This window comes from Pseudomonas sp. Z003-0.4C(8344-21), assembly GCF_900104975.1.
Classification (GTDB): Bacteria; Pseudomonadota; Gammaproteobacteria; order Pseudomonadales; family Pseudomonadaceae; genus Aquipseudomonas; species Aquipseudomonas granadensis.
Window position 1 is genome coordinate 3,214,030 of the sequence record NZ_LT629756.1, and the last position, 22,953, is coordinate 3,236,982.

Consider the following 22,953-nt stretch of genomic DNA (forward strand, 5'->3'; position numbering starts at 1 on the left):
TTTGTTTTGTCTCGCATATTGACCCATCCCAGTGCTGAAGAAGAGGCGCTGACCGAACACAACGCCAAGATGTTCGGCTCGCCCAAGGAACGTCTGGATTTCTATCGGCGCGAAATCCAGTACGAAACCAGCATCCTCGCCAACCGCACCGACGCCTATCTGGCGGCGCAGTCGTTTCTGGTGATTGCGTTCGCCTCGTGCATGGCCAACCTCAACCCGGAGTGGGGCAAGTTGTTCACTCTGGTAGTACCGCCGTTTCTGGCGCTGCTCGGCGTGCTCAGCTCGCTGAACGCCTGGCCGGGGATTCGCGCCGCGTACGACATCATTGATCACTGGCATTTCAAGCAAAGCCAGTTATTGGAGGCTGAGCCGGTGATGGGGCTGGCGTACGACGAATCGCCGCTGTTCAGCGAGGTCGAATCGAGCCACAAGGGCTATCGCAAGTCGCTGTTGTTTTCGTTGCGTACGCCGTGGATCTTTGCGACGTTCTGGATATTGCTGGGGGGGTATGCGGTGTTTATTCAGGTGACGAATCCGGGGGGATGATGGCTGGAAATCGAAAAAAGCCCGACTTTATGGTTTCGGGCTTTTTGTTCGCTTGGATTTTGTAGTGGACTTCAGATCGTACCCCCTCACCCCAGCCCTCTCCCCCAGGGGGGAGAGGGGGAAAGGGAGCAGATCTTCACGGGATTCAAATTTGGTGTTCGACTCGGGATTTCAGGTCGACGCAATTCAACTAGTCACCGTGGTCAGTTCCCTCTCCCTCCGGGAGAGGGCTAGGCGGGCGGCGTTCCGATGAGGGGTTTTGAATCTCAACTCGCCACTTCAAGCTCGCGCTCAACCGCCTGGGTTTGCTGCGACGCCTGAGGAATCGGCGGAAAATCCTCATTCAACACGCACAGATGATCAATCGCATCCTCAAACAACAAATCGGCTTTCTTGCGTAAAGCCCGGTAATGCTCGAACTGCTCCATATCCAGATTCTCCACCTCCAGCATGGCGTTGGCCGCGCGGTTGAGGGTGTGGGCGTTATCGAACAATTGACGGTTGCGTTCCAGAGCCAATGCTCTGCAAGCCTTGATTTGCGCAGGAGTCGAACGTTCTTTCATGACCGTAACCTTTTTCTTCAGGATTCCGTTTCATAGGCGTCGCGCCGCAGGGGAATCGAACCTGCCGGGCCGCCGCGTGATGCACTCAGCGACGGTTATGTGTGTGACCGCTGACAGCGAAGCGGGGATCCATTTTTTTGCAGAAAAAACTTCGATCAATTAACCGTTAAAGCGCCACGAAAAAAATCAGCTTTTTTGTTTCTTGTACTGTTCGTAGCCCGCAAGGATTGGCTGGGTGCTGATGCCGTGCACAAGGATGCTCAGCGCCACCACCGACAAGGTCAGGTCAGTACACAGCGTGGCGACGTTGTTGGTCAGGCCATGATTCAAGGCGAAGAACAGGTAGAACAGGCTGCCGATCCCGCGGATGCCGAACCAGCCGATCAGTAACCGCTGACGGGGCTTGAGCAGCGTGCCCCATGGCATCAGCGCCACGCAGGCCGGGCGAATCAGGCAGAACAGCACGCCGCCCACCAGCAGCGCCCGCCAGTCCCAGTGCGCCAGGAGCACCACGCCGAGCAGGGTCACCAGAAACACTTCCATGGCCCGTTCGACCAGCCCGCCGAACGCGAGCATGTCGCCCATCATGATGCCGGCGGCCAATTGGCTGCTCTTCAGTTCATCGGTGTCGCCACGCACCGCGTGTTGCGGTTCGACGTTCTGATGGCCGACCACCGGTTGCACCAGATGTTCGGCGGGCGGCTGGCTGACGCCGGTGGACTTCACTTCGACCTGGCGCAAGCCCAGGCCGGCGGCGAATACCGAGAGAAAGCCATAACCGCCAATCGCTTCAGCAACCACGTAAGCCAGAGCGATCAGCGCCAGCGCGAGATAATCATTGGGGCTGAGGGTGCTGTCTTCATTGTGGATACGCAGCAACACCGTGACGCGACCGATACCGCGACCCATCCAGTAACCGGTCAACAGACCCGCTGGCACTGCCCACAGCACACTGCGCAACAGCCAGCCTTGCCACTCGCCGGCGACGTTGTCGCTGTGAATCAACAGCAGACCGAGAATCACGAACGGGAAGGCGATGCCGTCATTCAGACCGGCCTCGCCGGACAGGCCGAAGCGCACGCCGTCGACATCCCGCGCATCGTTGACCTGCACCAGCGCTGCGAGCACCGGGTCGGTCGGCGCCAGAATCGCCCCGATCAGCAACGACGGTCCCCACGGCAACTGAAGGCCCCAGTGCAACAGCAGGCAGACCCCGGCAATTGTCAGCACCATCACCGGTCCGGCCAGGCCAAACGCGATGCGCCAGCGCTTGTCAGTCAGCGGTAACCGCAGCTTCAGGCCGCAGACAAACAGGGAAAACAGCACTGCCACTTCGGTCAGGTGCTCCATCCACAGCGAGGCGTTTTCCAGCGACAGTTTCAAAAGGTTCAGGCCGCTCGGGCCGATGGCGATGCCCAGCAGCAAACACACGGCCGACGTGGTCACCGGCATCCAGCGCAAGTACGACGCGGTCAGCGCCAGGGTCAGCAACACGGTGCCGAGCACCGCGACCCACACCGTGAAACTCACGAGCGGCCGCCATCAATTATCAATGTATACACACTCATCGACTCAACCTGCGGTCGTGCGCAGGTACTCGGGAATGAGCACGTTGAACCACAGCAGAATCATCGATACCAGCAGGGTCACCAGCACCAGCAGACCGACGCCCCACACCGAGGCGGAGTAGAGCAGGCCTTGTTCCTTGCGCTCGTGCATGAACGTCGGCAGCCCGACAAACAACAGAAACGTCGAATAAATCGATGCAGCACCGAGCACCAGAATCGCCAGCCAGCGGCTGGGGTAAAGCCCGGCAATGCCGGCGACGAAAAACGGCGTCACGGTATAAGCGGCAAAACCGATGCATTGATTGAGCGTCGGCCGCGCGTCAAACGTGCGCGACATCCAGCGAATGAAACCGCCCATGATCGCCACGCCGACAACGATGGTCACGTATAGCAGGACGCACAGCTGCAAGGCGCTGGCCGTGCTCAGTCGCACGTTCTCGCCGACCGCCAGGCTCCAGCCGACGTAGGTGGTGCCGATGAACAGACACACGGCCGGAATCAGCGCCAGCACCAGCAGGTGCGCGAGGTAGTGTCGGGGGTGGGCTTCTTCTTCGCGGCGGATATCGGTCCAGGCGAAGTTGGGTCGGGTGAACAGCTTGACGATAGGTGCGGACATGACGACCTCCAGATCCTGTTGGCCCGTCGGGCTCTAAAGGTATGGAGGCACGCCACGCCGCTGGGTTCAGTTTTTCTCGCCGGCGGTCAAAGCATCGGTTTGCCACCGGTCACGCCGTAGCGCTGACCGGTGATGTAACTGGCTTCATCCGAGGCCAGCAGCACATAGATCGGCGCAACTTCCACCGGTTGACCGGGGCGACCAAGCGGCGTGCTGCCACCGAAGTTCTGCACTTCTTCGTCGGGCATGGTCGAGACAATCAGCGGCGTCCAGATCGGCCCCGGCGCGACGCTGTTGACGCGGATTTCCTTCGGCCCAAGCATCTGCGCCAGGCCACCGGTGAAGTTGGCAATCGCCCCTTTGGTGGTCGCGTAGGCGAGCAGGGTCGGTTTTGGCATGTCCGAATTGACCGAACTGGTGTTGATGATCGACGAACCGGGGCGCATGTGCTTGATCGCGGCCTGACAGATGCGGAACATCGCAGTGATGTTTACATCGAAGGTCATCAGCCATTCTTCGTCGGGAATTTCTTCGAAATTCTCGTGAGTCATCTGGAACGCAGCGTTATTGACCAGCACATCGATACGCCCAAAGCGCTCGACAGTCTTGTCGACCAGCGCCTGACACTGGGCTTTTTCGGCGATGTCACCCGGCAACAACAGACACTGACGCCCGGCCTGCTCGACCCAGCGCGCGGTTTCCTTGGCGTCCTCGTGCTCATTCAGATACGCCACGGCCACGTCAGCGCCTTCACGCGCGAAAGCAATCGCCACCGCACGACCGATGCCGCTGTCAGCGCCAGTGATCAACGCAATCTTGCCGGCCAGCCGGCCCGAACCGACATAACTCTGCTCACCGCAGTCGGGATACGGCTCCATCTTGCGCTGCGAGCCAGGCACGGGTTGGGCTTGTTTGGGGAAGGGTGGTTTTGGATAGTCGCTCATCGCAGGGTCTCCTTCGTTTCAAGGCAAGTGTCTCGGGTTGACCCGGGGTATTTGCCGTGAGTTCGATCGGATTTGCGCGGGTCTTCTTTGAATGCATGCAAAACCAATGTGGGAGCCAGCCTGCTGGCGATGGCGGTGTGTCCGTTGAAATAAAGGCTGAATGACATGCCGCCATCGCTTGCAGGCAAGCTCCCACAGGGATTGCGCGTACCACCAGGCCATCAATCGAAAATCAAGAGCCCCTCACCCTAGCCCTCTCCCGGAGGGAGAGGGGACTGATCGTGGTGGATGTGAGATATACGCCGACCAGGGATACCGAGTCGAACTCAGATTCTGAAAAGCCCAAAAATCGGCTCCCTCTCCAGGGGGAGAGGGCTGGGGTGAGGGCAGCCACACCACCAATCCCAAGCCAACCACCCGCTCCTAACCACTCAACAATGAGCGTTAGCTCGCGTGCTCTTGATCTTGATCTTGCCTAACCAGCGACATCGGAAGGCTGAGCGGAGGGATTGATCCGGGCGTGGGAGCGCAGCGACCGTACGACGAAGTCGTACACAGCGGAAGTAGGTGCAGCGAAGCAAACCGTAGCCGCTGCGCCCGGATCGGTCCCGGAGCGAAGGGACCCGAGCCTGCGAGGGCCGTACGTAGGAGCAAGCCTTTTCGGTTACCTTTTCGGCGTCTGGAAAAGGTGACTCGCCGTAAGGGCGAAACCGCCAGCCGCAACACCCGAAGCAACGGATATGTACACAGCAACCAGAAAATCAGCGCCTGAAAGAAAGCCATCGCGAGCAGGCTCACTCCTACAAATCAACCGCGTACATCAACAAGTGATGGGGCGGCTACAAGGCCGCCATCGCTTGCAGGCAAGCTCCCACAGGAGATCACCTGCTCAGGAAAATCACCGAAGAATCAGGCACCGCGCTGCGCCAGCGCACGCTCCATCCGACTAATGCCCTCTTCAAGCAACGACCGCGGGCAACCAAAATTCAAGCGCACAAACTGCTGATGCCGATCACTGAAATCCGCCCCGGCACTCAACCCAACTTTCGCCTGCTCAAGAAAGAACCGCTGCGGATCCGGCAAATCCAGCGCCGAACAATCCAGCCACGCCAGATAAGTCCCCTGCGGCACATCGATCGTCACCCCCGGCAAACGACTGCGCACAGCCTCAACCAGCCAGTCGCGATTGCCCTGCAGATAAACCTTCAGCTCCGCCAACCAAGGCGCGCCTTCGCTGTACGCCACCCGAGTAGCCTCCATACCCAGCGGATTGACACTGTCGACCATGCCGCAACGAGCATGATTGACGCGCTCACGCAGCGCAGCGTTCTGAATGATCATGAACGAAGTCTTCAGGCCGGCAATGTTGTAAGCCTTGCTCGCCGACATCAGCGTAATGGTGCGCTGCGCGATCTCAGCGCTCAGCGATGCCGTCGGAACATGCACGCGACCGTCAAAACACAGCTCGGCATGGATTTCGTCAGAAATGATCCAGGCATCCTGCGCCATGCAGATATCAGCCACATCACGCAGCTCCTGAGCAGCAAACACCTTGCCGAGCGGATTGTGCGGATTGCTCAGCAGCAGCGCGCCGCCGCCCACCAGCGCATCACGCAACGCCGTCAGTGGCGTTGCATAGCCGCCGTCCGCCTGAACGACGAATTCCAGCTCGACCTTGTTCAACCCCCAATGGCCCGGCGCCTGGCGCAGCGGCGGGTAGTTCGGCACTTGCACCACAACGTTCTGCTGCGGCTGCACCAATGCCTTGAGCGCCATGTTGAAACCGGACTCGACACCCGGCAGGAAGATCAGCTCCTGCGGCTTGACCTGCCAGGCGTACTTGTTCCACAGATCGGTAATGATCGCTTCGCGCAGATTGTCCTGCGCCACGCTGTAGCCCACCAGCGGGTGCAGCAAACGTTGCTGCAAGGCCTCGATCACCACCGGCGGCGCGGCGAAATCCATGTCCGCGACCCACATCGGCAGAACGTCCGCCGGGTAACGGCTCCACTTGGTGCTGCCAGTGTGGTGGCGGTCGAATACCTGATCAAAATCGAAAGTCATGCGCGGTCTCGTGAAGGCGGGTTGTTCAGGGGCGTCATGATAAGCCGCATACCCTGCGTGAGCACACAAATCCTCGCGGCCACCTGCAACCTTTGTGGGAGCTGGCTTGCCAGCGATTGCGGTGGATCAGGCACCATCAATATTGAATGTGCCGACGCCATCGCTGGCAAGCCAGCTCCCACAGAGTTTGTACAAAGCCATCAAATCGTGCAGAAAAACACCCGACGGTCGGTTTTCACCCGGGCGCTGCGCTGATTGTCTACAGTGAAAAAGTCGACGCCAGGGCGTCGCAACCGTGGTTGTCCAGATAAAACCCGGCACCAGTACCGGGTTCCACCTGATCAGGAGTGCACGATGGATCTCAGCCGTCGTCAGTTCTTCAAGGTCGCAGGTATAGGCCTTGCAGGCTCAAGCCTGGGCGCGTTGGGCATGGCCCCGACGCCAGCCTTCGCCGAGCAGGTGCGTCACTTCAAGCTCGCCCACACCCATGAAACCCGCAACACCTGCCCGTATTGCTCGGTCGGCTGCGGTTTGATCATGTACAGCCAGGGCGATGCCGGGAAAAACGTGGCGCAAAACATCATTCACATCGAGGGCGACGCCGACCACCCGGTCAACCGCGGCACCCTCTGCCCGAAAGGTGCAGGCCTGCTCGACTTCATTCACAGCCCCGGCCGCTTGCAGTACCCGCAGGTGCGCAAGCCGGGCAGCAGCGAGTGGACGCGAATCAGCTGGGACGAGGCGCTCGATCGCATCGCCGACCTGATGAAAACCGACCGCGACGCCAATTTCATCGAAAAGAATGCCAACGGGCAAACGGTGAACCGCTGGCTGAGCACCGGTTTTCTCGCGGCCTCGGCGGCGTCCAATGAAGCCGGCTACATCACCCAGAAGGTGATTCGCAGCCTCGGCATGCTGGGGTTCGATAACCAGGCGCGTGTCTGACACGGCCCGACGGTGGCAAGTCTTGCCCCGACGTACGGCCGTGGTGCCATGACCAATACCTGGACCGATATCGCCAACGCGAATCTGATCCTGGTGATGGGTGGCAACGCAGCAGAAGCGCATCCGTGCGGCTTCAAATGGGTGACCGAGGCCAAAGCGCACAACGCTGCGCGGCTGATTGTGGTCGATCCGCGTTTTACCCGCACCGCTTCGGTGGCCGACTATTACGCGCCGATCCGCACCGGCACCGACATCGCCTTCATGGGCGGGCTGATCAATTACCTGCTGACCACCGACAAGATCCAGCACGAATACGTGCGCAACTACACCGACGTATCGTTCATCGTCAAAGCCGGTTATGGCTTCGAGGACGGCATTTTCAGCGGCTATGACGCGGAAAAACGCAGCTACACCGACAAGTCCGGCTGGGGTTACGAGTTCGCCGAGGACGGCTTCGTCCGGGTCGACCCGACCCTGCAAGACCCGCGCTGCGTCTATCAACTGATGAAGCAGCATTACAGCCGCTACAACATCGAGTTGGCCAGCCAGATCTGCGGCATGCCGGTCGACGCCATGCAGAAGATCTGGGACGAGATCGCCACGTGCTCGACGCCGGGCAAGACCATGACGATTCTCTACGCCCTCGGCTGGACCCAGCACTCGATCGGCGCGCAGATCATCCGCAGCGCGGCGATGGTGCAATTGCTGCTGGGCAACGTCGGCATGCCGGGTGGCGGGGTGAATGCCTTGCGCGGGCACTCGAACATTCAGGGCCTGACCGACCTCGGTCTGCTGTCCAACGCGCTGCCCGGTTACCTGACCTTGGCCAGCGACAGCGAGCAGGATTACGCCCAGTTCATCCACAAACGCACGCAAGTGCCGCTCCGGCCGGGGCAGCTTTCGTACTGGCAGAACTACAGCAAATTCCACGTCAGCCTGATGAAGTCCTGGTACGGCGCCAACGCCACCGCCGAGAACAATTGGCTGTTCGATCATTTGCCGAAACTGGACATTCCCAACTACGACGTCCTGAAAATGTTTGACCTGATGAGCCAGGGCAAAGTGAACGGCTACCTGTGCCAGGGCTTCAACCCGATCGCCGCGCTGCCGGACAAGAACCGCGTGATGGCCGCCCTGGCCAAGCTGAAATGGCTGGTGGTGATGGACCCGCTGGCCACCGAAACCTCGGAGTTCTGGAATAACGTCGGGCCGTACAACGACGTGAAAACCGCCGAGATCCAGACCGAAGTGATCCGCCTGCCGACCACCTGTTTCGCCGAGGAGGACGGCTCGCTGGTCAACAGCAGCCGCTGGCTGCAATGGCACTGGAAGGGCGCCGATGGACCGGGCGAAGCGCAGACCGACATTCGCATCATGAGCGAACTGTTCCTGCGTTTGCGCAAACGCTACCAGACCGAGGGCGGCAAATTCCCCGATCCGCTGCTGAAACTGTCCTGGCCGTACAAGATCGCCGACGAACCATCGCCGGAAGAACTGGCCAAGGAAATCAACGGCAGCGCGGTAACCGACTTCACTGATGCCAGCGGCGCGATGGTCAAGGCCGGCACGCAACTGGCCGGGTTCGGCTTGCTCAAGGATGACGGCAGCACCGCTTCCGGTTGCTGGATTTTCGCCGGCAGCTGGACCGAGGCCGGCAACCAGATGGCCCGCCGCGACAACGCCGACCCCTACGGCATGCACCAGCATCAGGGCTGGGCGTGGGCGTGGCCGGCCAATCGACGGATTCTCTACAACCGCGCTTCGGCGGACCTTGCGGGCAAGCCATGGGACCCGAAAAAACGTCTGGTCTGGTGGAACGGCAAAACCTGGGGCGGCACCGACGTGCCGGACTACAAGGCCGACGTGCCGCCGGAAGCCGGGATGAACCCGTTCATCATGAACCCCGAAGGTGTGGCGCGCTTCTTTGCCGTCGACAAGATGAACGAAGGGCCATTCCCCGAGCACTACGAGCCGTTCGAAACGCCGATCGGCATCAACCCGCTGCACCCGCAAAACAAGAAAGCCACCAGCAACCCGGCGGCACGGATCTTCGATTCGGTCTGGGAAAGCCTCGGCGAGGCCAAGGACTTCCCCTACGCCGGCACCAGTTACCGGCTGACCGAGCATTTCCACTTCTGGAGCAAGCACTGCAAGTTGAACGCGATCGCGCAACCTGAGCAATTCGTCGAAATCGGCGAAGTGCTGGCGAAAGAGAAGGGCATCGCCGCCGGTGATCGCGTGCGGGTCAGTTGCAAGCGCGGCTTTATCGAAGCGGTGGCGGTGGTGACCAAGCGGATTCGGCCGCTGCAGGTCAACGGCCAGATCGTGCATCAGATCGGCATCCCGCTGCACTGGGGCTTCACCGGCCTGACGCGCCACGGTTACCTGACCAACACGCTGGTGCCGTTCCTCGGCGATGGCAACACCCAGACCCCGGAATCCAAGTCTTTCCTGGTCAATGTGGAGAAGCTCTAGTGGAGACCTTATAAATGGCCAGCCAAGACATCATTGCCCGCTCGGCCACCACCACGGTGCCGCCGTCGGTGCGCAATCAGGACGCCGTCGCCAAGCTGATCGACACCACCAAGTGCATCGGCTGCAAGGCCTGTCAGGTCGCCTGCTCGGAATGGAACGAGTTGCGCGACGAGGTCGGCCACAACCACGGCACCTACGACAACCCGCAGGACCTGACCGCGGACACGTGGACGCTGATGCGCTTCACCGAGCACGAAACCGACGCTGGCAACCTTGAATGGCTGATCCGCAAGGACGGCTGCATGCATTGCGCCGAGCCCGGATGCCTCGCGGCATGCCCGAGCCCCGGCGCGATCATCCAGCACGCCAACGGCATCGTCGATTTCAATCAGGATCACTGCATCGGCTGCGGTTACTGCATCACCGGATGCCCGTTCAACATTCCGCGTATCTCGCAAAAGGACCACAAGGCCTACAAGTGTACGTTGTGTTCCGATCGCGTGGCGGTCGGGCTGGAACCGGCCTGCGTGAAAACCTGCCCGACCGGCGCCATCGTCTTCGGTACCAAGGAAGACATGAAGGAGCACGCCGCCGAACGCATCGTCGACCTGAAAAGCCGTGGCTTCGACAACGCTGGTCTGTACGACCCGCAAGGCGTCGGCGGCACCCACGTCATGTACGTCTTGCACCACGCTGACACGCCGAAACTCTACGCCGGTTTGCCGGACCACCCGGCGATCAGTCCGCTGGTGGACTTGTGGAAAGGCCTCAGCAAACCCGTGGCGCTGCTGGCGATGGGCGCGGCGGTGATTGCCGGCTTCTTCCACTATGTACGCGTCGGCCCCAATCGCGTCGAAGAAGATGAACAGCCGACGCCGCCCGACACCGCGGTGCATGTCGTCGACCCGGCGGTGCACACCTACGATCCACGCGGGGAGGAGCGGCCATGAGCCACAAGACGATCCTGCGTTACAGCGCCAACCAGCGCACCAATCACTGGCTGGTGGCGATCCTGTTTTTCATGGCCGGGCTGTCCGGGCTGGCGCTGTTTCACCCGGCGCTGTTCTGGTTGAGCAACCTGTTCGGCGGCGGCACCTGGACGCGGATTCTGCACCCCTACATGGGCATCGCCATGTTCGTGTTGTTTCTTGGCCTGGTGTTCAGCTTTTGGCGCACGAACTTTTTCATCGCCAACGATCGGCAGTGGCTGCGGCGGATCAACCGGGTCATGGTCAACGACGAAGACAGCGTGCCGCCAGTGGGCAAATACAACGCCGGGCAGAAACTGCTGTTCTGGACTTTACTGCTGTGCATGCTGGCGTTGCTGTTCACCGGGCTGGTGATCTGGCGCGCGTGGTTCAGCGTGTACTTCGGCATCAGCGTGATCCGCTGGGCGATGCTCTTGCATGCGCTGGCCGGGTTCATCCTGGTGCTGAGCATCATCGTGCACATCTACGCCGGGCTGTGGATCAAGGGTTCGGTCGACGCCATGCTGCATGGCCGGGTCAGCCGCGCCTGGGCGAAAAAACACCATGCGCTGTGGTATCGCGACCTCACTCGCGATGAGCATCCAAGGGACGCGCCGGAGCGCTCCATCAGCAAAAAGGGCTGACGTTTGCCGACTATTCTTGAACCGGGTGAAATCGAAGCGGCGGCCAGTTCGCCGCCGTTCTTGTATCTGCCGCCGCGCAACCTGTTTGCGCTGCGCGCGCAAAGGCTCGAGCAACTGGCCGAGGGGCATGCGCTGGCTGACTATCTGCGTTTGATTTCTGGGTTATGCCGGGTTCAGCAGCAGGTGTTCGATGATCCGCCGCTCACCGCGCCATTTGATCAGCAACGCATCGAGGCGTGCCAGCAGCATGGCTTGCCGCCGTTCGCCGCCGACACCTTGGTGCGCGAGGAGGGCTGGCAGGCTTATCTTTCGGCGCTGTTGCAGCGTTATGAGCCTTCTGAACAACCCGCCGTTATCGAGGCAGTGACGACGTTGCGGGTCGCCAGCGCCGGTCAATTGCGTTCCTGGGCTGTCGCTCTGGTCAGCGGCCAGTATTCACTGGTGCCGGCGCAACTGGTGCCATTCCTTGGCGCGGCGCTGCAAGTGGCGTGGAGTCACTGGTTGCTCAGCGCCGCCCATCTGCAACTGAAACCCGGCGACAGCCTTAGCCAATGCCCTGCGTGCGGTTCTCCGGCGATGGCCGGGGTAATCCGCCATCGCGGCAAACACAACGGCTTGCGTTATCTGGTGTGTTCGCTGTGCGCCTGCGAATGGCATGTGGTGCGGGTCAAGTGCGTGTATTGCGAGTCGAGCAAAGGCCTCGACTATCTGAGCCTTGAGGACGATCGCCACGCTGCCAATCAGGCGCCGTTGCGCGCAGAGGTCTGCCCCGGCTGCAACAGCTATCTGAAACTGATCTATCTGGAAAACGATGCCGAGGCCGAGGCGTTGTCGGCGGACCTCGGCAGTCTGCTGCTGGACATGCGCCTGGCGCAGGACGGCTTTCAACGGCTGGCGCCGAATCTGTTATTGGCGCCGGGAGACGAATGAGCCGCAGCGTCTACACTCTTGGGCGATAGCGATTGACTCCAGGAGTGGCGGATGTCCCTGCGGTTACCTTCCATTGATGGGCTTTTGCGCCATCCGGCGTGCGTGGCTTTGCTTGAGCGCCACGGGCGTGAGTCGTTGCTGGCGAGCTTTCGGCAATTGCTCGATGAGCTTCGTGGCGACGTCCTGAACGGGCAACTCTCGGCGATTGAAATCAGCCCTGAAGTGCTCGCCGGCCGGGTTGGCGAACGCCTGATTCAACAACAGCGCAGTCAGGTGCGCCGCGTCTTCAACCTGACCGGCACGGTGCTGCACACCAATCTCGGTCGCGCCTTGTTACCGGACGAAGCTATCGAAGCGGTGGAGCGTGCCGCACGTTATCCGCTGAATCTGGAATTCGATCTGGCCAGCGGCAAACGCGGTGATCGCGACGATTTGATCGAAGGTTTGATCCGCGAACTGACCGGCGCCGAAGCCGTCACCGTGGTCAACAACAATGCCGCCGCCGTGCTGCTGACCCTCAACAGCCTCGGCGCGCGCAAGGAAGGCATCATCTCGCGCGGCGAGCTGATCGAAATCGGCGGCGCCTTCCGCATCCCCGACATCATGGCCCGCGCGGGCGTGCGCCTGCACGAAGTCGGCACCACCAACCGCACCCACGCCCGTGACTACGAAGCAGCGATCAGCCCGCGCAGCGGTTTGATCATGCGCGTGCATGCGAGCAATTACAGCATCGAAGGTTTTACCGCTCGCGTGCCGACCGCTGAACTCGCGGCATTGGCTCATCGGCACGGCTTGCCATTGCTAGAGGATCTGGGCAGTGGCAGCCTGTTGGATTTGACGCGTTGGGGTTTGCCGGCCGAGCCGACGGTGCGCCAGGCGCTGCTCGATGGCGCCGATATCGTCACCTTCAGCGGCGACAAACTGCTCGGCGGACCGCAGGCCGGGTTGATCGTCGGCCGTAAAGAACTGATCGCTAAGATCAAAAAGAACCCGCTCAAGCGTGCGCTGCGCGTGGACAAGTTGACCCTGGCCGCGCTGGAGGCGGTGCTCGGGTTGTATCGCGACCCGGATCGCCTCGCTGAACGTCTGCCGAGTTTGCGGCTTTTAACCCGCCCGCAGGCTGACATATTCGCCCAGGCTTCACGGTTGCAGCCGGTGCTGGCTGACATGCTGGGTGAGACTTGGAGTGTCAGCGCAGTCGAGGCCCTGGGCATGATCGGCAGCGGCAGCCAACCGGTGGCGCGTTTGCCGAGTGCGGCGCTGTGCATGCGCCCGCAGGTGTCCAAGCGCCTGCGCGGGCGCTCTCTGCTGAATCTCGAAGCCGCGTTGCGCGCCTTGCCGATCCCGGTGCTCGGGCGCATTGACGACGATGCGCTGTGGTTGGATCTGCGTCAGCTCGACGATGAGCCGGCGTGGCTGGCGCAACTGCCGCAGTTGCAGGCCGCACCGTGATCGTCGGCACGGCGGGGCACATCGACCACGGCAAGACGTCGCTGCTGCAAGCGCTGACCGGGCAAACCGGCGACCGCCGCCCGCAGGAACGCGAACGCGGGATGACCATCGACCTCGGTTATCTCTATGCCGAACTGCAGCCCGGCGCCGGCCTGAGCGGGTTCATCGACGTGCCCGGCCACGAGAAATTCACCCACAACATGCTCGCCGGTGCGCAAGGCATCGACTTGGTGTTGCTGGTGGTTGCGGCCGATGACGGCGTGATGCCGCAGACCCGCGAGCATCTGGCGATTGTCGAACTGCTCGGCATTCCTCGCGCCGTGATAGCGATCAGCAAATGCGACCGGGTCGAGGCGGGCAGGGTGGAAGAGGTGCAGCGCCAGGTGCTGGATCTGCTCGCGCCGGGGCCGTTTGCCGACGCGCCGGTCTTTACCGTGTCGAGCGTGAGCGGGCGGGGCGTTGATGCGTTGCGCGCGGCGTTGGTGCAGGCGCAAAACGAAGTGCAGGCGCGCAGTGGCGAAGGGGGATTTCGTCTGGCGATCGATCGCGCATTCAGCGTGGCCGGCGCCGGGATTGTGGTCACCGGCACGGCGCTGTCGGGCACCGTGTCGGTCGGCGACAAACTCACCCTCGCGCCGTCCGGCAAAATCGTTCGCGTGCGCGGCCTGCACGCGCAGAATCAACCCGCTGAACAGGCTTACGCCGGGCAACGGGTGGCGCTGAACCTCAGCGGCGAGCGCCTGGAGCTGGCGCAGATCCATCGCGGCCAATGGCTGCTGAGCGAGTGGCTGCACGCGCCGACGCAACGGGTCGACATTGACTTTCAACTGCTGCCCGGCGAACGCACCTTCGAACACTTCCACCCGGTGCACGTACACCTCGGCACCCAAGACGTGATCGCTCGAGTTGCCTTGCTCGAAGGCCCACGGTTGAGCCCCGGCGAACGCATGTTCGCGCAATTGTTGATCAATGCGCCGGTACACGCGGTCAAGGGCGACCGGCTGATCCTGCGTGACGCCAGCGCGCAACGCACCTTGGGCGGCGGCACGGTCCTCGATCCGTTCGCCCCGGCGCGGCAACGCCGCAGCCCCGAACGTCTGGCGCAACTGCAAACCCTGGCCGGCAGCGACAGCTTCGAACAGGCCTTGCCGGTACTGCTCAACCACAGCGCTGGCGGGCTCGATCCGCAGCGCCTCGAACGCCAGTTCAATCGCCCGCGCGCATCGTGGTCGTTAGCGCAAAACGTCCGCCTGATCGACACCCGCCAAGGCCCGCTGCTGTTCAACGTGCAGCGCTGGGCGCACCTGAAATTCAATCTGCTGCAACGCCTCGCGCAATTCCACGAACAAGAACCCGACCAAATGGGGCCTGACCGAGATCGTCTGCGGCGTTTCAGTGGTTTGGCGCTGGAGCGTTCGACGTTTATCAGCCTGCTCGACGAACTGCTCAGCGCCGGCTCGATCCACAGCAGCGGCCCCTGGCTGCACCTGCCTGAACATCAGGTGCGCCTGAATGCCGAGGACGAAACCCTGTGGCAACAAATACAGCCGCTGTTCGACAACGCCGACTTCGACCCACCGTGGGTCCGCGACATCGCCAAAATGCTCGGCCATGACGACGCCGCCGTACGCCTGCTGCTGCGCAAACGCGCGCGACTTGGGCTGATGCATCAAGTGGTGCGTGACCTGTTTCTGGCTGACGCGCAACTGCGCCGAATGGCAGAGGTATTACTGACACTGGCGGCGGAAAATCCGCAGATCCAGGTGACAACCTTCCGCGATGCGCTAGGCTTGGGACGCAAACGCTGTATTCAGTATCTGGAGTACTTCGACCGACTGGGCCTGACCCGGCGCATCGGCGAGTCGCGGCAGATCCGTTACGACAACGCGCTGGCAAACTCCAACGCGCAATGAGTCAAAGGAAGGCAATCGCGCCCGGTGGCGCGGCCGGGCTTCAAACCCGGTTGGGGACGGCATCCGTTCCCGGGCAGGTTCGACTCCGGCTGCCTTCCGCCAGTTTTACTCAACGCTATCCGCAGTCCTGTGTGGGAGCGAGCTTGCTCGCGAAGCCGGTGTACCAGTCGACACTCTCAGTGTCTGGCCGAACGCCTTCGCGAGCAGGCTCGCTCCCACAGCTTGTATTTTGGCGGTTGTATTTGGGTATATATCAAACCCGCAAACGAATCTGCCGGCCCAGCACATCCATCACGTCACAACCATCCCGCAGCAACATCGCCGCCGCGTGCGCCAGTTGCTGTACGTCGGCGCCTTTGGCTGAGGCGATATCCAGGCTGGCGAGGCTTTCCATCATCTGCGTGACGGCGAGAAAGCGGCTGGCGGCGCTGCTGTGCAAGACGTCGAGCGGGGCTTCGGTGGCAACCAGCAGAACGGGGGTGCTGTGTTCGTTGTGGGTCATCGAAAGATGGGCATTCATACCTTCACCTTGGTCTGAGCGGCTTGCTGACCGTTGATGGAGGCCACGATCAGGGCGCGGGCGTTGGCGAGCATCTGCTGGCTGGCCCAGCGCAAGGAGCTGCTGTGATCCGGGCGAGCGACAGTAGGCGCTTGATGGGCGAGGACTTCGGCGCAGTTGAGGTAGACGGCTGCGTGTTCCAGGGCGTCGAGGAGGGGGATGTCGGGGTGGACGGTGAAAGGGTGGTGGGTGACTTGATCGCGGGGAGTGGACTTTGTGGTTGATTCGGTCATGGTGCAGCCTCTTGGAAGTCGAGAACCGCCACTTCATCGCCGTCAAACGAATAGGTGGCAACTGTGTGCAGGTTGACGGACCGGTCCAAGGAACCCGGCGCATCCGAAGATGCCCCACACACAGTCACCATTGAGCAGCGCGTCGGGCACAGGAGTGCGCGCGCACGTTGGAAACAATGTGCGTCTTGGATTATCAGGCCGTCAAACCCGGTCACGAATGAGTCGTGACAGGGCGCGAGGATAGGGAGTGCGGCCAAACCCGTCAACCGTCGCCAGCCTTGCGAACTTGCCCAATACCCTTGTAGGAGTGAGCCTGCTCGCGATAGCGGTTGTTCAGCCACAAATGATGCGCCTGAGCTGCCGCCATCGCCAGCAGGCTGGCTCCCACAGGTTGATTACCCCTTCGAGTTTGTTTGAGCGGCGCCGCCAGCCTTCCGTGATGCGCCAGGCTTGGGACGCAAAACCTGCAATCCATCGTATCCGGCGAAATACGAGTCCTTGTCAGAGATTACGCTGCGCTTCCATCCGATCATGCAGGACTCTGATGATTGCGATCCCATAGGCTGTGATTCGAAAGTAGATCATGTGGCGCTCGACACTGCAGCGCCGATATCCCGGACGAATAGCGTCGCATGCCGGTGCTGTTCTGGGGCGCTCGGCAAGCTGTTCAAAGGCTGCGGTAATGATATCTATATAGCGATTGGCTTGATCCAGACCCCATTGTTGTGCCGTATAACTCCAGATCGTCTCAAGGTCCATTTCGGCGGCGGGGGTAAGGCGGTACTCAGCCATGCGCGCTCAACATTCTTTTCTTGAATGCCTCGGGATCAAAGGAACGAGGTGTTCCACTCGATTCACCTTCTCGAAGGGCGGCGCGGACAGTTTCCAATTCTGCGTTTCGCTCCTGCTCGCGTCGAATCAGATCGCGGATGTATTCGCTGTCGTTGGTGTAATGACCGGCTTCTATCTGGGCTTTGATCCAGTGGTCCTGCTGGTCAGTCACGGTAATGGTTTTTCGTACGGTTGCCATGTTCGGGCCTCCAGCGGGTGTTCGAATGAGCGCAAATTATCACACTATTGGTGCGCAAACGAGCATCGAGCCGTTGTGCAGGCGGTAGTCCGTCGGCTAAAGATCGCAGCCTGCGGCAGCTCATCTCTGAGGCGCTGCCGCAGGCTGCGTCTTGCGGGTATCAAACCCGCAAACGAATCTGCCGGCCCAGCACATCCATCACGTCACAACCATCACGCAGCAACATCGCCGCGGCGTGGGCCAGTTGCTGCACGTCGGCGCCTTTGGCCGAGGCGATAGCCAGGCTGGCGAGGCTTTCCATCATTTGCGTGACGGCGAGAAAACGGCTGGCGGCGCTGCTGTGCAAGACGTCGAGCGGGGCTTCGGTGGCGACCAGCAGGACGGGGATGCTGTGTTCGTTGTGGGTCATCGAAAGATGGGCATTCATACGTCCACCCTGGCCTGAGCGGCTTGCTGACCGTTGATGGAGGCCACGATCAGGGCGCGGGCGTTGGCGAGCATCTGCTGGCTGGCCCAGCGCAAGGAGCTGCTGTGATCCGGGCGAGCGACAGTAGGCGCTTGATGGGCGAGGACTTCGGCGCAGTTGAGGTAGACGGCTGCGTGTTCGAGGGCGTCGAGGAGGGGGATATTGGGGCGGACGGTGAAAGGATGTTGAGTAGTGTGGTCGCAGGAAGTCGAGGTTGTATTTGCTTGTTTCATAAGTGAGGTATCTCTTTGAAAATTAAAGAGAGCTGCCACTTGATCGCCGTCAAACGAATGGGTGGCAACTGTGCGCAGGTTGACGGACCGGTCTCACTAACCCGGCGCATCCGAAGATGCCCCACACACAGTCACCATATGCAATGAGCGAGCACAAAGGTGCACGAGCAGAGAGAGGCTATGCGCGTAATGAGAAGTCCAGGCCGTCAAACCCGGTCACGAATGAGTCGTGACAGGGCGCGAGGATAGGGAGTGCGGCCAAACCCGTCAACCGCCGCCAACCTTGCGAACTTGCCCAATACCCTTGTAGGAGTGAGCCTGCTCGCGATGGCGGTTGTTCAGCCACAAATGATGCGCCTGACCTGCCGCCATCGCCAGCAGGCTGGCTCCCACAGGGGACTTGGGTGTGCCTGAACATTCAGCCATCACATAGAACCTGTGGGAGCTTGCCTGCAAGCGATAGCGGTTGAACATTCAACCACTAATTGACTGAAGGTCAGCTATCGCCAGCAGGCTGGCTCCCACAGGTTGATTGCATTTCAAATCAAGCAGCCGTCAGAAGCCCAACGGGTACTCGATCACCACATAAATCCGGTCAATGTCATCGCCGGCTTGCGCCTCATTCGCTCGGTGGGTGACGTGCGACAGCTGCACTGACAAATCCTTGGCCGCGCCAGACTGGACGACGTATTTCAAGTCGATATCGCGTTCCCAGTGTTTGCCGCCATCGCCTTGCTGTGGCTGGTATTGGCCGCTGTCGGCGTCGAACGGGTTGTACGCGCCGCCCTTGGGGGCGTGGGTGCCGTCGATGTGGCTGCCGGTGACGTAGCGGGTCATGAACTTCAGGCCGGGGATGCCGAAGGCGCCGAGGTCGAGGTCGTAGCGGGCTTGCCAGGAGCGTTCGTTGGCGCCGTTGAAGTCGGCGTATTTGATCGAGTTGGCGAGGTAGATCGAGTCACCGCCGACGAAATCGAAGGGGGTGTCGCCGTTGATGCGTTGCCAGCCGAGCATAACGGCGTGTGGGCCGAAGGCGTATTTGCCGGACAGGCTGAACGCGGTGTTGTCGATCTCGCCGGCCAGTGCGCGGCCGGTGTCGCGGGTGTGGTAGAGGTTGGCGTCGAGCAGCAGCCCGGACTGTTTGAAGTGCAGGTTGCCGTAGTACTGGTGCCAAGTGTCGCTCAGCTCCGAAGCGTACAGCGCGCCGCCCAGCGGCTCGTCGCCGAACAGGTCCGCGCCGACAAAGCTGATGCCGCCGGCCTCGGTGTTGGCGCCGTAACCGTAGAAATCGCCGTGGCCGGAGGAGCTATCCTGGTTCTTGAACGCGGTGAAGTGGCCGGCGACCAGGTTGACGTTGTCGAACTCGGCGCTGTTGAGCAGAAAACCCGTGGCGTATTCCGGTTGCAGGCGTTTGTCGGAAGTGTCGAACACCGGCGTCTCGACGGTCATTTCGCCGAAGGCGAGGGTGGTGCGTGAGGCTTTCAGTTTCAGCGCACCGCCGGCGCTGGAGTAGTCGTTTTCGCTGCGGCCGTTGCTGTCGACTGGCAGCAGGCCGGTTCCGGAATGGCCTCTGCCACCGTCCAGTTTCAGCCCGGCGAAGGCGTGGGCATCGATACCGAAGCCGAGGCTGCCTTCGGTGAAACCGGATGAGAAGGTGCCGATAAAGCCCTGAGCCCACTCCTGTTTGTAGTTTTTGCCGGAGGGCGTGGGCGAGCGGTAGTCGTTGCTCAGGTAGAAATTGCGGCTCAGGACCTGGCTTTTGGCATCGTCGAAGAAACCGCTGGCGTGGGCGGTGGTGTGCAGACCGCAGAGCAGCGCAAGCAGGGTGAGGCGCGAAGGGGCGCGGTCGATCATGGTCAGTGGCCAGCGGTGGTGGGGTTGGCCGGGATGATCGGGGAATTGCGGGGGGAGGGATTGGGCGGATGTGCTCAGTTCTAGCCATGACATAGAACCTTGTAGGAGTGAGCCTGCTCGCGATGGCGGTGTGTCAGCCTCGATAAGATTGACTGACACACCGCCATCGCGAGCAGGCTCACTCCTACATTTGATCGGGTGTCGGCTTGAGTGCGGTGGTGGATTTGCTGGTGTCATCGCTGGCAAGCCAGCTCCCACAGGGATCTTGGGGATGTCTGATTATTGAGGCACAACACAAAACCTGTGGGAGCTTGCCTGCAAGCGATAGCGGTTGAACATTCAACCGCTCATTGACTGAAAGTCAGCTATCGCCAGCAGGCTGGCTCCTACAGTGATCGCTTTTCAAATAAAGATCTTCACTGCCCCTTGGCCGACAGCGGCGGTGTGCGCGGGGGGATTTGGCGTTTGTTGCCGGTGGATTCGAAGGCGGCGGCCAGGCGCAGCAGGCTGGAGTCGTCGTAGGCGCGGCCGGCGAAGGTCAGGCCGACCGGCATGCCGATGTCGGCCATGACACCCATGGGCACGGTGACGGTCGGTACGCCGAGGTGGCGGATCGCGAGGTTGCCGTTGGCCACCCAGACGCCGTTGCTCCAGGCGATATCCGCTGAGGCCGGGTTGACGTCTGCGTCCGCCGGGCCGACGTCGGCGACGGTGGGGAACAGCACGGCGTCGAGGCCGAGGTTGTCCATCCAGTCTTCGAGGTCGGTACGCCGGGTCTGTTCGAGGCCGCGCAGGCCGTCGGCGACAGTGGGGATTTCATTCCACGGGGTGATGCCACGTTCGGCCATGCGCACATATTCGTCCATGCCGGCGGCCAGATCGCCTTCACGGTTGGGCAGGGTGCCCGGGTCGTGCGGGAAGATCTTCGGCCCGTCGACGTCAACCAGACGATTGAGTTTCGGGTCGCCATTGGCCTGCAGGAAGTCGTCAAAGGCCCACGCGGTCAGGTCCCACAGTTCATGATGCAGAAACTCTTTCGACACCAGCCCGCGGTTGAACACGGTCGGTGCGCCGGGGCGATCACCTTCGCAATTGGAGACGAGCGGGAAATCGGTTTCGATCACTTCAGCACCGGCCGCTTCCAGCGCCTGACGCGCCTGCTGCCATAGCTCGATCACCGAGGCGCGGGTGTTGATGCGCTGGCCGGTCGGGCCGCCGATGCCGGGGGCTTCGCTGGTGCCTGCCTCGGGATCGGCATTGATGTACATGCGCGGAATGGCGAAACGCTTGCCGGCCAGCGCTGCGCGGTCAACCGCCAGTTCGGCGTAGGACGCCGGGCGCACTTCGCTGACGCGCGGGATCGGCACCCACGGTTGCAGGCGCCAGAGGTCGCCACGGGTGTCCGGGTCTTCGGCGACCACCACGTCGAGCACTTCGAGCAAGTCGGCCATGGTGCGGGCGAAGGGCACCACCACGTCCATGGTCGGCGTCAGCGGCCAGTTGCCGCGCACCGAGATCACCCCGCGCGATGGCGTATACGCGCACAAGCCGTTGTTGGACGCCGGGCCGCGCCCGCTCGACCAGGTTTCTTCCGCCAGACCGAACGCGGCGAAACTCGCAGCGGTGGCGGTGCCGGCACCGTTCGACGAGCCGGAGGCGAATGGCGCGGTCAGGTAGGCGGCGTTGTAAGGGCTTTCAGCCCGGCCATATACGCCGCGCTGCATGCCGCCATTGGCCATCGGCGGCATGTTGGTCTTGCCCAGGCAAATCGCCCCGGCGGCGCGCAAGCGTTCGATGGTGAAGGCGTCGCGATGGGCCACCAGATCGGCGAAGGCCGGGCTGCCCGACGCGGCGGTCAGGCCCTTGACCAGATAACTGTCCTTGGCGGTGTAAGGAATGCCGTCGAGCGGGCCGAGGGTCTGGCCCTTGGCGCGGCGTGCATCGGAGTCGCGGGCCTCGTTCAAGGCTTCGGGGTTGCGCACCACCACGGCGTTCAGCGCGGTCGGTGTGTCGGGGCCGTCGTAGGCGTTGATACGCGCCAGATAGGCCTCGACCAGCTCGACCGCGGTGGTCTGGCCGGATTCAAGTGCGGCGCGCAATTGCGCAATGGACACTTCAGTGACTTCGATCATGCGCGCACCGCCGTTTGCGGTTGGGCGTTGTAGCAATAGCTGTTCATGGCAGTTCTCGTTGCACGGCTTCAGGCGACAAGGTTAAGACTGGCGCCTATTTAACACCAAGCAGCGTGCGGAGTAATCGGCGGAGTGGATTGGTAGCAGATTTTCTTCTTTTTCGTCGGCCTCATCGCCAGCAGGCTGGCTCCCACAGGGGACTGCATTTCAGGCAGCAATAGGTTTCACAGGAATACTGCTTGTCAGGCAGTCATGGGTTTGCCGGGATGAATGCATTCCAGATGTGGGAGCTTGCCTGCAAGCGATGGCTTTCTTTCAGGCGCTGGTTTTTTGGGTTGCTGTGTACATATCCGTTGCTGCGGTCACGGCGGCTTAGGGTTCCGCCCTTACGGCGGGTCACCTTTTCCAAACGCCGAAAAGGTAACCGAAAAGGCTTGCTCCTGCGTTCGGCCCTCGCAGGCTCGGGTCCCTTCGCTGCGGGATCGCTCCGGGCGCAGCGGCTACGGTTTGCTGCGCTGCACCTACTTCCGCTGTGTACGACTTCGTCGTACGGTCGCTGCGCTCCCACACCCGGATCAATCCCTCCGCTCAGCCTTCCGATGTCGCTGGTTAGGCAAGATCAAGATCAAAAGCACTCGAGCTAACGCTCATTGTTGAGTGGTTAGAAGCGGTTGTTCGGCTTTGGATTGGTGGTGTGGCTGCCCCTCATCGGAACGCCGCCCGCCCAGCCCTCTCCCCCTGGAGAGGGAGCCGATTTGGGGGCCGTTCAAATCCTGAGTTCGACTCGGTGTTGCGCGTTGGCGCATCTCTTTCATCCACCC

23 protein-coding genes and 1 tRNA gene are annotated in these 22,953 nt (G+C 61.6%); 9 read left to right on the forward strand and 15 right to left on the reverse strand.

The genetic code is table 11. From position 1 onward, the window contains the following. Positions 1–6: 6 nt before the first annotated feature. Positions 7–546 (forward strand): hypothetical protein, encoded by a 540-nt coding sequence (locus BLU24_RS14715; RefSeq protein WP_090283586.1) that lies wholly within the window; start codon positions 7–9, stop codon positions 544–546. Between the two features lie 266 nt (positions 547–812). On the opposite strand, the gene BLU24_RS14720 is transcribed toward BLU24_RS14715, so the two are convergent. Further along, on the reverse strand, positions 813–1,109 hold the full coding sequence (locus BLU24_RS14720) for a hypothetical protein (protein WP_093101439.1): 297 nt from the start codon (positions 1,107–1,109) through the stop codon (positions 813–815). On the opposite strand from BLU24_RS14720, the gene BLU24_RS27635 reads away from it, so the two are divergent. Next, complete coding sequence (locus BLU24_RS27635) at positions 1,108–1,272, forward strand: hypothetical protein (protein WP_157720849.1); 165 nt, start codon at positions 1,108–1,110, stop codon at positions 1,270–1,272. The genes BLU24_RS14720 and BLU24_RS27635 overlap by 2 nt on opposite strands. Positions 1,273–1,295: 23 nt before the next feature. On the opposite strand, the gene BLU24_RS14725 is transcribed toward BLU24_RS27635, so the two are convergent. The 4 genes from BLU24_RS14725 to BLU24_RS14740 form a co-directional block, all read right to left on the reverse strand. Then, positions 1,296–2,639, reverse strand: coding sequence for a cation:proton antiporter (locus BLU24_RS14725; protein ID WP_090283582.1), 1,344 nt, complete (start codon positions 2,637–2,639; stop codon positions 1,296–1,298). Positions 2,640–2,681: 42 nt separating this feature from the next. Next, entirely contained in the window at positions 2,682–3,293 is a 612-nt protein-coding gene (locus tag BLU24_RS14730) for a Yip1 family protein (protein ID WP_093101441.1), read from the reverse strand. An 86-nt stretch (positions 3,294–3,379) separates the two neighbouring features. After that, positions 3,380–4,237 carry an SDR family oxidoreductase gene (locus tag BLU24_RS14735; protein WP_090283578.1) on the reverse strand — a complete coding sequence of 286 codons (858 nt, stop codon included), beginning with the start codon at positions 4,235–4,237 and terminating at the stop codon, positions 3,380–3,382. 909 nt (positions 4,238–5,146) lie between these two features. Next, positions 5,147–6,301, reverse strand: coding sequence for a MalY/PatB family protein (locus tag BLU24_RS14740; RefSeq protein WP_093101443.1), 1,155 nt, complete (start codon positions 6,299–6,301; stop codon positions 5,147–5,149). A gap of 354 nt (positions 6,302–6,655) precedes the next feature. Between BLU24_RS14740 and fdnG the strand changes: the two genes are divergently transcribed. From fdnG to BLU24_RS14780, 7 genes are all read left to right on the forward strand, one after another. Then, positions 6,656–9,721: a formate dehydrogenase-N subunit alpha gene (fdnG, locus tag BLU24_RS14750; protein ID WP_157720850.1), complete on the forward strand. Its 3,066-nt coding sequence runs from the start codon at positions 6,656–6,658 to the stop codon at positions 9,719–9,721. Between the two features lie 14 nt (positions 9,722–9,735). Beyond that, positions 9,736–10,671: a formate dehydrogenase subunit beta gene (fdxH, locus tag BLU24_RS14755; RefSeq protein WP_093101447.1), complete on the forward strand. Its 936-nt coding sequence runs from the start codon at positions 9,736–9,738 to the stop codon at positions 10,669–10,671. Then, entirely contained in the window at positions 10,668–11,333 is a 666-nt protein-coding gene (locus BLU24_RS14760) for a formate dehydrogenase subunit gamma (protein ID WP_093101449.1), read from the forward strand. The genes fdxH and BLU24_RS14760 overlap by 4 nt, the downstream gene beginning before the upstream one ends. A gap of 3 nt (positions 11,334–11,336) precedes the next feature. After that, positions 11,337–12,263 carry a formate dehydrogenase accessory protein FdhE gene (gene fdhE, locus BLU24_RS14765; protein ID WP_093101451.1) on the forward strand — a complete coding sequence of 309 codons (927 nt, stop codon included), beginning with the start codon at positions 11,337–11,339 and terminating at the stop codon, positions 12,261–12,263. 51 nt (positions 12,264–12,314) lie between these two features. After that, positions 12,315–13,715: an L-seryl-tRNA(Sec) selenium transferase gene (selA, locus tag BLU24_RS14770; protein WP_093101453.1), complete on the forward strand. Its 1,401-nt coding sequence runs from the start codon at positions 12,315–12,317 to the stop codon at positions 13,713–13,715. Further along, a complete protein-coding gene (selB, locus tag BLU24_RS14775) occupies positions 13,712–15,628 on the forward strand; it encodes a selenocysteine-specific translation elongation factor (protein ID WP_093106702.1) in 1,917 nt (638 codons plus the stop codon). The genes selA and selB overlap by 4 nt, the downstream gene beginning before the upstream one ends. A 6-nt stretch (positions 15,629–15,634) precedes the next feature. Further along, positions 15,635–15,730 (forward strand) — tRNA-Sec (locus BLU24_RS14780). Between the two features lie 151 nt (positions 15,731–15,881). Here BLU24_RS14780 and BLU24_RS14785 read toward each other — a convergent pair. The 10 genes from BLU24_RS14785 to BLU24_RS14820 form a co-directional block, all read right to left on the reverse strand. Beyond that, positions 15,882–16,148 (reverse strand): short-chain dehydrogenase, encoded by a 267-nt coding sequence (locus BLU24_RS14785; RefSeq protein WP_093101455.1) that lies wholly within the window; start codon positions 16,146–16,148, stop codon positions 15,882–15,884. Continuing rightward, on the reverse strand, positions 16,145–16,420 hold the full coding sequence (locus BLU24_RS14790; RefSeq protein ID WP_093101457.1) for a DUF3077 domain-containing protein: 276 nt from the start codon (positions 16,418–16,420) through the stop codon (positions 16,145–16,147). The genes BLU24_RS14785 and BLU24_RS14790 overlap by 4 nt, the downstream gene beginning before the upstream one ends. 262 nt (positions 16,421–16,682) lie before the next feature. Beyond that, positions 16,683–16,808 (reverse strand): hypothetical protein, encoded by a 126-nt coding sequence (locus BLU24_RS28090; RefSeq protein WP_269458766.1) that lies wholly within the window; start codon positions 16,806–16,808, stop codon positions 16,683–16,685. 113 nt (positions 16,809–16,921) lie between these two features. Further along, the gene (locus BLU24_RS14795; protein ID WP_093101459.1) at positions 16,922–17,212 is read right to left on the reverse strand and encodes a type II toxin-antitoxin system RelE/ParE family toxin; all 291 of its coding nucleotides are present in this window, start codon (positions 17,210–17,212) and stop codon (positions 16,922–16,924) included. Continuing rightward, a complete protein-coding gene (locus BLU24_RS14800) occupies positions 17,205–17,450 on the reverse strand; it encodes a type II toxin-antitoxin system ParD family antitoxin (protein WP_093101461.1) in 246 nt (81 codons plus the stop codon). Before BLU24_RS14800 ends, BLU24_RS14795 begins: the two co-directional genes overlap by 8 nt. Positions 17,451–17,610: 160 nt before the next feature. Further along, complete coding sequence (locus BLU24_RS14805) at positions 17,611–17,877, reverse strand: short-chain dehydrogenase (RefSeq protein ID WP_093101463.1); 267 nt, start codon at positions 17,875–17,877, stop codon at positions 17,611–17,613. Continuing rightward, a complete protein-coding gene (locus BLU24_RS14810; protein ID WP_093101465.1) occupies positions 17,874–18,149 on the reverse strand; it encodes a DUF3077 domain-containing protein in 276 nt (91 codons plus the stop codon). Before BLU24_RS14810 ends, BLU24_RS14805 begins: the two co-directional genes overlap by 4 nt. Before the next feature lie 267 nt (positions 18,150–18,416). Next, entirely contained in the window at positions 18,417–18,623 is a 207-nt protein-coding gene (locus BLU24_RS27640; protein WP_157720851.1) for a hypothetical protein, read from the reverse strand. Between the two features lie 81 nt (positions 18,624–18,704). Beyond that, positions 18,705–20,000: an OprD family porin gene (locus BLU24_RS14815; RefSeq protein WP_093101467.1), complete on the reverse strand. Its 1,296-nt coding sequence runs from the start codon at positions 19,998–20,000 to the stop codon at positions 18,705–18,707. A gap of 416 nt (positions 20,001–20,416) precedes the next feature. After that, on the reverse strand, positions 20,417–22,132 hold the full coding sequence (locus BLU24_RS14820) for an amidase (protein ID WP_093101469.1): 1,716 nt from the start codon (positions 22,130–22,132) through the stop codon (positions 20,417–20,419). Between the last annotated feature and the right edge of the window lie 821 nt (positions 22,133–22,953).

What these genes read in the sequence shown, in the direction of transcription:
- BLU24_RS27640 (WP_157720851.1), bottom strand. Translation starts at nt 18,623, where the DNA reads ATGTTCAACCGCTATCGCTTGCAGGCAAGCTCCCACAGGTTCTATGTG.
- BLU24_RS14790 (WP_093101457.1), bottom strand. Translation starts at nt 16,420, where the DNA reads ATGACCGAATCAACCACAAAGTCCACTCCCCGCGATCAAGTCACCCAC.
- BLU24_RS27635 (WP_157720849.1), top strand. Translation starts at nt 1,108, where the DNA reads ATGACCGTAACCTTTTTCTTCAGGATTCCGTTTCATAGGCGTCGCGCC.
- BLU24_RS14820 (WP_093101469.1), bottom strand. Translation starts at nt 22,132, where the DNA reads ATGATCGAAGTCACTGAAGTGTCCATTGCGCAATTGCGCGCCGCACTT.
- fdxH (WP_093101447.1), top strand. Translation starts at nt 9,736, where the DNA reads ATGGCCAGCCAAGACATCATTGCCCGCTCGGCCACCACCACGGTGCCG.
- BLU24_RS14785 (WP_093101455.1), bottom strand. Translation starts at nt 16,148, where the DNA reads ATGAATGCCCATCTTTCGATGACCCACAACGAACACAGCACCCCCGTT.
- BLU24_RS14810 (WP_093101465.1), bottom strand. Translation starts at nt 18,149, where the DNA reads ATGAAACAAGCAAATACAACCTCGACTTCCTGCGACCACACTACTCAA.
- BLU24_RS14735 (WP_090283578.1), bottom strand. Translation starts at nt 4,237, where the DNA reads ATGAGCGACTATCCAAAACCACCCTTCCCCAAACAAGCCCAACCCGTG.
- BLU24_RS14730 (WP_093101441.1), bottom strand. Translation starts at nt 3,293, where the DNA reads ATGTCCGCACCTATCGTCAAGCTGTTCACCCGACCCAACTTCGCCTGG.
- BLU24_RS14795 (WP_093101459.1), bottom strand. Translation starts at nt 17,212, where the DNA reads ATGGCTGAGTACCGCCTTACCCCCGCCGCCGAAATGGACCTTGAGACG.
- BLU24_RS14800 (WP_093101461.1), bottom strand. Translation starts at nt 17,450, where the DNA reads ATGGCAACCGTACGAAAAACCATTACCGTGACTGACCAGCAGGACCAC.
- BLU24_RS14760 (WP_093101449.1), top strand. Translation starts at nt 10,668, where the DNA reads ATGAGCCACAAGACGATCCTGCGTTACAGCGCCAACCAGCGCACCAAT.
- selA (WP_093101453.1), top strand. Translation starts at nt 12,315, where the DNA reads ATGTCCCTGCGGTTACCTTCCATTGATGGGCTTTTGCGCCATCCGGCG.
- BLU24_RS14815 (WP_093101467.1), bottom strand. Translation starts at nt 20,000, where the DNA reads ATGATCGACCGCGCCCCTTCGCGCCTCACCCTGCTTGCGCTGCTCTGC.
- BLU24_RS14740 (WP_093101443.1), bottom strand. Translation starts at nt 6,301, where the DNA reads ATGACTTTCGATTTTGATCAGGTATTCGACCGCCACCACACTGGCAGC.
- BLU24_RS14720 (WP_093101439.1), bottom strand. Translation starts at nt 1,109, where the DNA reads ATGAAAGAACGTTCGACTCCTGCGCAAATCAAGGCTTGCAGAGCATTG.
- BLU24_RS14805 (WP_093101463.1), bottom strand. Translation starts at nt 17,877, where the DNA reads ATGAATGCCCATCTTTCGATGACCCACAACGAACACAGCATCCCCGTC.